This is a genomic window from Pseudoalteromonas sp. TAE79 (genome assembly GCF_000498015.1).
In the GTDB taxonomy this organism is placed as follows: Bacteria; Pseudomonadota; Gammaproteobacteria; order Enterobacterales; family Alteromonadaceae; genus Pseudoalteromonas.
The window spans coordinates 1-9,279 of sequence record NZ_AUTL01000067.1; the positions used below are offsets into that span (position 1 = coordinate 1).

The 9,279-nt window shown below is 38.7% G+C and carries 10 protein-coding genes and 1 pseudogene; 5 read left to right on the top strand and 6 right to left on the bottom strand.

Annotated features, from left to right (window positions below):
• A pseudogene (locus L655_RS1000000127670) lies at positions 1-246 on the top strand (hypothetical protein); the annotation flags it as partial.
• A gap of 7 nt (positions 247-253) precedes the next feature.
• On the opposite strand, the gene tyrS reads toward L655_RS1000000127670, so the two are convergent.
• Positions 254-1,453 (bottom strand): tyrosine--tRNA ligase, encoded by a 1,200-nt coding sequence (tyrS, locus tag L655_RS0102645; protein WP_007585427.1) that lies wholly within the window; start codon positions 1,451-1,453, stop codon positions 254-256.
• Positions 1,454-1,776: 323 nt separating this feature from the next.
• On the opposite strand from tyrS, the gene L655_RS0102650 reads away from it, so the two are divergent.
• The gene (locus L655_RS0102650) at positions 1,777-3,090 is read left to right on the top strand and encodes a peptidoglycan DD-metalloendopeptidase family protein (RefSeq protein ID WP_024597684.1); all 1,314 of its coding nucleotides are present in this window, start codon (positions 1,777-1,779) and stop codon (positions 3,088-3,090) included.
• Between the two features lie 74 nt (positions 3,091-3,164).
• Here the strand turns inward: L655_RS0102650 and L655_RS1000000127495 are convergent, their stop codons facing one another.
• The 5 genes from L655_RS1000000127495 to L655_RS0102680 form a co-directional block, all read right to left on the bottom strand.
• A complete protein-coding gene (locus L655_RS1000000127495) occupies positions 3,165-3,341 on the bottom strand; it encodes a hypothetical protein (protein ID WP_198925088.1) in 177 nt (58 codons plus the stop codon).
• Positions 3,342-3,354: 13 nt separating this feature from the next.
• Entirely contained in the window at positions 3,355-4,326 is a 972-nt protein-coding gene (locus tag L655_RS0102660) for an aldo/keto reductase (protein WP_024604017.1), read from the bottom strand.
• 143 nt (positions 4,327-4,469) lie between these two features.
• Positions 4,470-5,600 carry a sodium ion-translocating decarboxylase subunit beta gene (locus L655_RS0102670; protein ID WP_024604018.1) on the bottom strand — a complete coding sequence of 377 codons (1,131 nt, stop codon included), beginning with the start codon at positions 5,598-5,600 and terminating at the stop codon, positions 4,470-4,472.
• Positions 5,601-5,613: 13 nt separating this feature from the next.
• Entirely contained in the window at positions 5,614-7,395 is a 1,782-nt protein-coding gene (gene oadA / locus L655_RS0102675) for a sodium-extruding oxaloacetate decarboxylase subunit alpha (RefSeq protein ID WP_024604019.1), read from the bottom strand.
• A gap of 11 nt (positions 7,396-7,406) precedes the next feature.
• Positions 7,407-7,652: an OadG family transporter subunit gene (locus tag L655_RS0102680; protein WP_024604020.1), complete on the bottom strand. Its 246-nt coding sequence runs from the start codon at positions 7,650-7,652 to the stop codon at positions 7,407-7,409.
• 519 nt (positions 7,653-8,171) lie between these two features.
• On the opposite strand from L655_RS0102680, the gene L655_RS1000000126445 reads away from it, so the two are divergent.
• From L655_RS1000000126445 to L655_RS0102695, 3 genes are all read left to right on the top strand, one after another.
• The gene (locus L655_RS1000000126445) at positions 8,172-8,345 is read left to right on the top strand and encodes a DUF1328 family protein (protein WP_002961939.1); all 174 of its coding nucleotides are present in this window, start codon (positions 8,172-8,174) and stop codon (positions 8,343-8,345) included.
• A 58-nt stretch (positions 8,346-8,403) separates the two neighbouring features.
• Positions 8,404-8,595 (top strand): hypothetical protein, encoded by a 192-nt coding sequence (locus tag L655_RS0102690; protein WP_002961938.1) that lies wholly within the window; start codon positions 8,404-8,406, stop codon positions 8,593-8,595.
• Positions 8,596-8,729: 134 nt separating this feature from the next.
• Positions 8,730-9,197: a YcxB family protein gene (locus tag L655_RS0102695; protein ID WP_002961937.1), complete on the top strand. Its 468-nt coding sequence runs from the start codon at positions 8,730-8,732 to the stop codon at positions 9,195-9,197.
• Positions 9,198-9,279: the final 82 nt, after the last annotated feature.

Consider the following 9,279-nt stretch of genomic DNA (forward strand, 5'->3'; position numbering starts at 1 on the left):
CTAAGTATAGGGCGTTGCGCTATTTTGCACGCTGACCCACCAATACTGCCGAAACAGGTTACGGTTAGTTGTGTACCTCTAACTTCTTATGGCTTCCTTCAGACCCCACCGTTGGCCAGTGACGCCCTTGCCATTCAGATTATCTTCCCCTTAGTCAGGGTGATAAGGCATCTTTCAGCCTATCGGGTTTGCCAGCTTCGCTGGGCAAACAAAAAAACCAGCCGCGGCTGGTTTTTTAGTTTTTAAACTGTGCTTAAGCTACAGTAATGTTTGCAAACTTACGTTTACCTACTTGGTAAATAGCCGTTGTGCCTTTTGCTATTTCAAGTTTGGTATCAGTGATTTTATCTTCACCGTTAAGTTTAACTGCACCTTGCTTAATCATACGCATTGCTTCTGATGTACTTACTACTAAATTTGCTTCTTTAAGCAAGTTAGCAATTAAAATAGTATCTTCTGCAATAGTGATTGTTAGCTCTGGGATTTCATCTGGTAACGCTTTTTTCTGAAAACGCTGAATAAAATCATCATGTGCACCTTGTGCATCAGCTTCACTATGAAAACGAGCAATTAGCTCTTTAGCTAGTTCAATTTTAATATCGCGCGGATTCGTACCTTGCTCAACACGTTCTTTTTGAGCTGCAATTTCTTCAATAGAAAGCGCACTTAATAAGTCGTAGTAACGCCACATTAGCACATCACTAATTGACATTATTTTACCAAACATATCGTTAGGTGCATCAGTAATACCAATGTAGTTACCAAGCGACTTAGACATTTTTTGAACGCCGTCAGTACCTTCAAGTAATGGCATCATTAATACTGTTTGCGGCTTTTGACCTTCTACTTTTTGTAGCTCACGGCCCATTAACAAGTTAAAGCGCTGATCAGTACCACCTAGTTCAACATCTGACTCTAGTGCAACCGAATCCCAACCTTGTACCAGTGGATATAAAAACTCATGAATTGCAATTGGTTGGCCGCTTCCATAACGCTTTTTAAAGTCATCACGTTCAAGCATACGTGCTACGGTTTGGTTTGCAGCAAGTTTAATCATGCCTGCAGCGCCTAACTTTTCCATCCAAGTAGAGTTAAATGCAACAGTGGTTTTAGCAGGATCTAGAATTTTGAATACTTGTTCTTTATATGTTTCGGCATTGGCTAGTACATCTTCACGAGTAAGTGGTTTACGCGTTACGTTTTTCCCCGTTGGGTCACCAATCATGCCAGTAAAGTCACCAATTAAGAAAATAACCTCATGACCTAAATCCTGAAAGGTTTTCATTTTATTAATTAGTACAGTGTGTCCTAAGTGTAAATCAGGCGCTGTAGGATCAAAGCCTGCTTTTATTTTTAGCTTCTTGCCCGACTTTAGTTTTTCAACTAGTTCGTCTTCAATTAATATTTCTTCTGCACCGCGTTTTATCTCTGCTAGAGCGGTTTGTAAATCCACTGTGTATTACTCCAAAATTCTGCCGACGAAGGGGCGACTAGTTACTTGCGTAGTCACGGTTTAATAAAGGTTTAAACCGAATAAATAGATGTAGCTAACATAACAAATTTCTACCTAATTAAAACAACTTTTTAAGTGATTCATGCAACTAAACTAAATCAATTGAGTCTTAGCTAGGTAGAGCGTTAAAAAAGGCTTTCTAAGCCCGATTTTAGCGTAGTTTAAGGTCAGTTTAAATCTACAAAACACTAGTATTCGTACATTATTAAGTATATCCTGCAATATTATGTATTTATTATCTTGACAGCAGAAAAAGGCACGTTATGGTTCACGTGGTTCACACGCTCCCCAAAAAACACAAATTGCTTATTCTAGGTTTGGTTTCTGCTATTGTTGGCTTAGCCTTTCTTCCTTCTGAAAAAGCCACTGCATCCAAAGACAATAGTGCAAATGCACTAGAAATTGGTAAGCGCTATGAGTTACAAGTTAAAGTTGATAACAACGAAAAATTAACTGAGTTAAATTCAGAGCAAGCAGCAGAGAAGTTACCAGAATACGACTTTGTCGATCATAAAGTTAAAAATGGCGACAATTTAGCAATTATCTTTAAGCGTGCTGGTTTTTCGGCTCAAACGCTTCATAAACTAATTAACACTAATGCGGAGACTCGCAAACTGACTAAAATTCACCCAGGTGAAATACTTAGTTTTGCGACAGCTGAAGATGGCTCCTTAGCTCAACTGCGCTATGTGATTTCAAAAACCGATACTTTATTTGTTACCTTAAACGAAGAAGGTAACTACGATACAGCTATTGATAGCAAAGAAATTGAAACGCTAACCAAAACCGCTGGCGGCGAAATATCTAACAATTTTTGGACTTCAGCAATTGCAGCAGGTTTAAGCGAACGCCAAATAATGAACTTTGCTGACATATTTGGTTGGGATGTTGATTTTGCAAACGACATTCGTAAAGGCGATGTTTTTGGCTTAATTTACGAGTCTCACTATGTTGATGGCGAGTTTATTGGTACTGGTAAAATTATTGCAGCTGAATTTGTAAACCAAGGTCAGCGCTTTGCAGCTATTCGCCATACCGACGGCAATTTTTATACGCCTGAAGGGCGTAGCATGAAAAAAGCATTTTTACGTGCGCCTGTAAGCTTTAAATATATTAGTTCGAGCTTTAATCCTCGCCGCTTACACCCTGTTACTGGGCAAGTTAGAGCCCACCGTGGTATCGACTTTGCTGCACGCACTGGCACACCTGTTGTTGCATCTGGTAACGGTAAAGTAATTAAAGCCGGTTACAGCAAGTACAACGGTAACTACGTATTTATTAGCCATGGCACGCAATATGTAACTAAGTACTTACACCTAAATAAGAAGCTAGTTAAAACGGGCCAAAAAGTTAAACAGGGCCAACAAATTGGTACGGTAGGTTCTACAGGTCGTGTTACTGGTGCACATTTACACTATGAATTTTTAGTAAATGGCGTTCACCGTAATCCTAAAACTGTAAAACTTCCTAAGTCAGAGCCATTACCTCGCTCAGAACTTGCCAAGTTTAAACCTATTGCTGATAACTTTATTGCCCAGCTTGAGCGCAATCGCGAGCTACAGTTAGCACTTAAATAAAGTTTATCAATAAACATTAAAAAAGCCTTTGCAGGTTTAACCTACAAAGGCTTTTTTGTATACGCTATAAACCATTAGTACATCAGTACATAAATGAGCTGAATAACTAAAGACACCATCACTAATGGCCAAATATATTTACTGTATTTGGTTGCGCTGTTGAGCCCTATTTTACTTTGATACTTTTCAAGCAAGGGTATAAGTATCGCCAGCGCAGCAAACAAACCAATTAAAATAACGAATATGTCCATATTAATGCCCTACTTATGGTAATTCGTGGCCTTTAGCGCTTACATAAAGTGCATACCAATGCTCACGAGTTAGCTCTACGTTTACAGCATCACAAGAGGCTTTAATCCGTTTAGCATTAGTTGTTCCAATAATTGGCTGAATAGATGCGGGATGGCGAAGCAACCATGCAAGTACAATTGCCTCAGCAGAGGTTTCATAAAGTGCAGCCAGCTTATTAACTAAAAGACTGGTGTTGATATCTGCCTGAGATGCGTTTGATAAATCACTACCGCTGTACAAGCCTTGGCATAAACTACCCCAGCTTTGAATTTGGATTTCAAAATGGCGACAGTACTCAATACTACCTGGTGTAAAATTAAGATCTTTACCGTCACTGTTACCGGCATACACACCTTCATCAACAAACTGATGTTTTTGCAAACTAGCCTCAATTTGATTAGCAACAATTGGCATATCAAGCGCATGTTGTAAAAAGTTCATTTGGTGCTGCTGCATATTAGACACTGCAAAATTGCGCACTTTACCGCTTTCTTTTAAGCAACTAAATATGCGAGCAATTTCGTTAACTTCCATGAGTGGATCAGGGCGATGCAGCATAAGTACGTCTAAATAATCTGTATTTAATCGTTTCAAGGATGCTTCAACTGACTGCTCAATCCACTTTGATGAAAAATCATAACGCTTTGGCCCTAAGTCATCTTCAAATCGAATCCCACACTTAGATTGAATATACATGTGCTCTCTAAGCTCTGGACGCTCACTTAATGCTTTACCAAAAACCTGCTCTGCTTTACCAAAAGTATAAATATCAGCATGGTCAAAAAAATTAATACCACCTTCAATGGCGTTATCTATACATTCATGAGCTTGCTTAACATGTGCATCAGTGATTGCGTCTTTATTCCAACCGCCTCCCAGCCCCATACATCCAAATACAAGTTTACTAACGTGAGGCAAGTGCTTTGCTAAAGGCGTGTGAAGCATGATAACTATCCTTAAAATGTTGAAGAGCTGTTACTGTAAACAAAAAGTGCTGAACAAGAAACCATTTAGCGGTGAACAAATTAAGAACAAAAAAAAAGCGCAGTAAACTGCGCTTAATGGTTAATCTATTTTAAATTACATTTTTAGCCAACAAGTGCTAATAAAATACCCGCAGCAACTGCACTACCAAGTACACCCGCTACGTTGGGTCCCATTGCATGCATAAGTAAAAAGTTATGTGGGTTACTTTCAAGGCCAACTTTATTAACTACTCGTGCCGCCATTGGCACAGCCGATACACCTGCCGCCCCAATTAATGGATTTATAGGCGTTTTAGATATTCGGTTAAGTCCTTTTGCCATAAATACGCCAGATGCCGTACCAATTGCAAAAGCCAGTGCGCCAAGCACTAAAATACCAATCGTCTCAACAGTTAAAAACTTACCTGCAGCAAGCTTTGAACCAACAGCTAAGCCTAAAAATATAGTTGTAACATTGATGATTTCGTTTTGAGCACTGTTACTTAATCTATCAACAACACCCGACTCCCGCATTAAGTTACCTAAACAAAACATACCTACAAGCGGTATAGCAGCCGGTAAAAACATTGCCGTTAAACTAAGTACCATAAGAGGAAAAATGATCTTTTCCTTTTTAGATACCTTACGTAATTCAGGCATCTTAATTTGGCGCTCTTCTGGTGTGGTTAGCGCACGCATAATTGGCGGCTGAATAATTGGCACAAGTGCCATGTATGAATATGCAGCTACTGCTATTGCGCCTAGTAAATCAGGTGCCAGTTTTGATGCTAAAAATATTGCTGTTGGCCCATCGGCACCACCTATAATGGCAATAGCCGATGCGTCCTGTAGAGTAAATTCAAAACCTGGCACATAGTTAAGTAATATAGCGCCAAACAATGTAGCAAAAATACCAAACTGTGCAGCCGCACCTAATAACAACATACGTGGGTTTGCAATAAGTGCGCTAAAGTCGGTCAGCGCCCCTACTCCCATAAATATCAACAGCGGAAAAATCCCCGTATCAATACCCACATAATAAACGTAGTACAAAAGCCCACCTGGGTCTGACAAACCTGCCACTGGTACATTTGTTAAAATTGCACCAAAACCAATAGGTAGTAATAATAGTGGTTCAAAGCCTTTAGCTATCGCTAAAAACAGTAATAAACACCCTACCGCAATCATTATTAACGATGGGATTGTAAAGTTAGCAATGCCTGTCGCATTCCAGAGGTTTAAAATACCTTCCATCCTCTATTTACTCCTAAGCTAATGCAATCATAGCGTCGCCGGTAGTTACAGCATCGCCTTCACTAACTAACACTTCAGCAATTGTTCCGGTATGCGTAGCGCGTATTTCAGTTTCCATTTTCATGGCTTCCATAATAATCACTACATCGCCTTCGTTAACAACTTGCCCAGCTTTTACCTTAATCTTAAAAATATTACCGGCTAGAGGCGCGTTAAGTGTTTCACCTGATGCAACCGAAGCAGACTGAGGAATGTGCTCAGAGTCTTTTAATGTTACTTCTTTAAGTTCACCACCTTGCGCTACTACCACGTCATAAACTTTACCATCTACTTTTACGCTGTACTGCTCAGCCTTCACTTTGTTACTATTTGAAGCTGATTTAGAAGGCGCTTTACTGCTTTTATCTTCAACAGAAGGTACTGGCTCAAATGCATCTGGGTTGTTGCGGTTTTTAATAAACTTCAAACCAACTTGTGGGAATAATGCATAAGTTAATACGTCATCAATTTGATCATCAGCAAGTGTTAAACCTTGCTCTTGTGCTTCTTTTAATAACTCAGCTTCAAGCGTTGCAAGCTCAGGTGCAATGTTATCAGCAGGGCGACAAGTAATAACTTCCGCTCCATCAAGCACGCGCTCTTGTAGCTCTTTATTCATTGGTGCTGGTGTTAAGCCATATTCACCTTTTAATACGCCAGCAGTTTCTTTAGTAATGGTTTTATAACGCTCACCCGTTAGCACATTAAGTACCGCTTGAGTGCCAACAATTTGCGACGTTGGTGTTACTAAAGGTAAAAAGCCAAGATCTTCACGTACACGTGGGATCTCAAGTAAAACCTCATTAAGCTTATCGGCTGCGCCTTGCTCTTTAAGTTGGTTTTCCATGTTTGTAAGCATGCCACCAGGTACTTGAGCTAATAAAATACGCCCATCAACCCCTTTTAAGCTACCTTCAAATGCCGCATATTTTTTACGTACATCTCTAAAGTAAGCAGCAATTTCTTCTAGGTGGTTTAAATCAAGCCCAGTATCACGCTCAGTCCCTTCAACTATCGATACAATAGTTTCAGTTGCAGAATGTCCATAAGTCATACTCATTGATGAAATAGCGGTATCGAGCATATCAATACCAGCATCAATTGCTTTTTGGTAAGTAGCAGTACTTAAACCTGTTGTAGCGTGGCACTGCATAGCAATTGGAATAGATACAGTTTCTTTAAGTGCTTTAATTAGTTTTTCAGCATCGTACGGCTTTAATAAACCCGCCATATCTTTAATACAAATTGAGTGACAACCCATATCTTCAAGCTGCTTTGCAAGAGTTAGCCACATATCAAGTGTATGAACTGGGCTAACTGTGTACGAAATAGTACCTTGAGCGTGAGCGCCTACTTTTACAGCCGCTTTAATAGCTGTTTCTAGATTGCGAACATCGTTCATTGCATCAAATATACGAAATACGTCAACGCCATTTTTATGTGCACGTTCTACAAATTTTTCAACTACGTCATCAGCGTAATGGCGGTAACCTAATAAGTTTTGACCGCGTAATAGCATTTGCTGTTTAGTATTAGGCATCGCTTTTTTAAGTGCACGAATACGCTCCCAAGGATCTTCGCCTAGATAACGAATACACGAGTCAAATGTAGCACCGCCCCACGATTCAATAGACCAATAACCCGCATCGTCTAATTTGCTAGCAATCGGTAGCATATCGTCTAGGCGCATACGCGTTGCTAATAATGATTGGTGCGCATCGCGTAATACCAATTCTGTTAATTTTAATTTAGCCATGTGTGTGCCCCTTATTTATTATTTGATTTGTACTGAGTAATGGCAGCACTAATAGCAGCGATGTGCTCATTAGGCACACCTTGAGATTTAAAAGATGGTGATTTAACTGGTGTCGCCACGTCAGGTTCGCTAAAGCGCGTCACCAAATTAGACATAAGCGTTACTGCACCAATTAATATCGACAGAAATACAAACACCCCAACCATGCCAGTAAGCATTAAGTTACCAGCCGTTGTGAGTAGAGCACCTATATCCATTTTTCTCCCCTTGAAACCCATATCGAAAATAAAAAATCGATTTAATTAAATATTTATTCACTGGATAATAACAAAACTAATCGCTTTGTCTACATCTTGTAAATTGGTAAAACCAATTAAACAATAAACAACATAACACTCAATTAATTTACATGCTATAACTCAGCAATCACGCGCTCTACAATACATACAAGAAATAACGACTATAGCTAATAGTTATATGGAAGTTGTTAATTAACTATCAAGCTAAGTAAAAATTAACACTAATTCTTAATATTAAATGCAAAGCCACACACCAATTGTTAATTGGTCTTACCAAAATAAGTTTATTTAGTGAACATTTGGCAGTTATTTGCAACAGTGTGAATAACTTACATAACAAAGCGTAAAAGTTACTAACCAACTAATAACTAGAGTAACAGCAAAAAACCATAACCAATTGATATTTATACTAAATAAACTTTGGCATATAACTGGCATTAGTTATTATGAGCAAATTTGATAACCAAGGAGAAAACAATGTTACGCTGGACAATTACATTTTTAGTTATTGCTTTAATCGCTGCAGTGTTAGGTTTTGGTGGCATCGCAGGTGCCGCAGCTGGTATAGCAAAAATTATATTTTTTATCTTTTTAGTACTTTTAGTGATTTCATTAGTTTCAGGTGCACTACGTGGTAAATCACCCAGGTAGATAAAGCATTCAACTAACAAACACTAAAATTTAATTAATACTTACAAGGAATTACACTATGAACTCTACAACTTTAAAAGCAGCACTAATCGCAGTATTTGCAGGTTTTTTCATGATGGGTTGTGAAGACAACCATGCAGAAGATGCTGGCGAACGTATCGACGAAGCAGTAACTGATGTGCAAAACTCTGTTGAAGATGCATGTGAAAATGTTAAAGAAGGCGTGAACGCTGAAGAAACTAACTGTTAATTCTTCTTGTACCGCTAAAAAAAACGGCTTTCGAGCCGTTTTTTTGTGCCAGTAACAAAATCACTGACTATAAAGCTGCTCATTTAGCAGTTAGCTTGTTAAAATAAAAAAAACGATATTTAAAGCAAGGCAAAATGGCATTCACAACCACCTACACATTAGATAAACCCTACTTTTACGAGTGTTTTGATGAGTCACTCCCTTATAGTAAGCGTGCAAAACCTAAATACTTTTTACTTGTGTTGTTAGTTGCGCTTGGTTTATTTGGCATTTATGTTTTAGACGATCATTACTTAGGATCGTTTATGATCATGTTAGCGGTACTCGAGTGCGTCGCTTTTTACTATCGCAGACCATGGTGGGTAACCAGACAAATGCTCAGCAGAGCATCAGGCTCTGAGGTAACACTTACCTTTGATGAAGAAGGTATTAAATCTGCTAATCATTACAAAAGCTATCAATTAGAATGGCAAAATATAAGCGAAGTAATAGACACCCAACAAGGTATTATTATTAAAAACAAAAGCGGTATGCAGTACATATCAAAACAAATACTTAATCCTGAAACACTCGCTTTTATAAACAAAAAAGCCACTCAGTGAGCTGTCTCTTATACACAAATCCCTGCTAAGAAATTAGCGGGGATTTTTTTGAACTAAATCTCAATGTCATGATCAGATCTTC

Bases quoted from the DNA above. Each gene is read 5' to 3' on its own strand.
- L655_RS1000000126445 (WP_002961939.1), top strand. From the start codon at position 8,172: ATGTTACGCTGGACAATTACATTTTTAGTTATTGCTTTAATCGCTGCA.
- L655_RS0102690 (WP_002961938.1), top strand. From the start codon at position 8,404: ATGAACTCTACAACTTTAAAAGCAGCACTAATCGCAGTATTTGCAGGT.
- L655_RS0102680 (WP_024604020.1), bottom strand. From the start codon at position 7,652: ATGGATATAGGTGCTCTACTCACAACGGCTGGTAACTTAATGCTTACT.
- L655_RS1000000127495 (WP_198925088.1), bottom strand. From the start codon at position 3,341: ATGGACATATTCGTTATTTTAATTGGTTTGTTTGCTGCGCTGGCGATA.
- L655_RS0102660 (WP_024604017.1), bottom strand. From the start codon at position 4,326: ATGCTTCACACGCCTTTAGCAAAGCACTTGCCTCACGTTAGTAAACTT.
- L655_RS0102695 (WP_002961937.1), top strand. From the start codon at position 8,730: ATGGCATTCACAACCACCTACACATTAGATAAACCCTACTTTTACGAG.
- oadA (WP_024604019.1), bottom strand. From the start codon at position 7,395: ATGGCTAAATTAAAATTAACAGAATTGGTATTACGCGATGCGCACCAA.
- L655_RS0102650 (WP_024597684.1), top strand. From the start codon at position 1,777: ATGGTTCACGTGGTTCACACGCTCCCCAAAAAACACAAATTGCTTATT.
- L655_RS0102670 (WP_024604018.1), bottom strand. From the start codon at position 5,600: ATGGAAGGTATTTTAAACCTCTGGAATGCGACAGGCATTGCTAACTTT.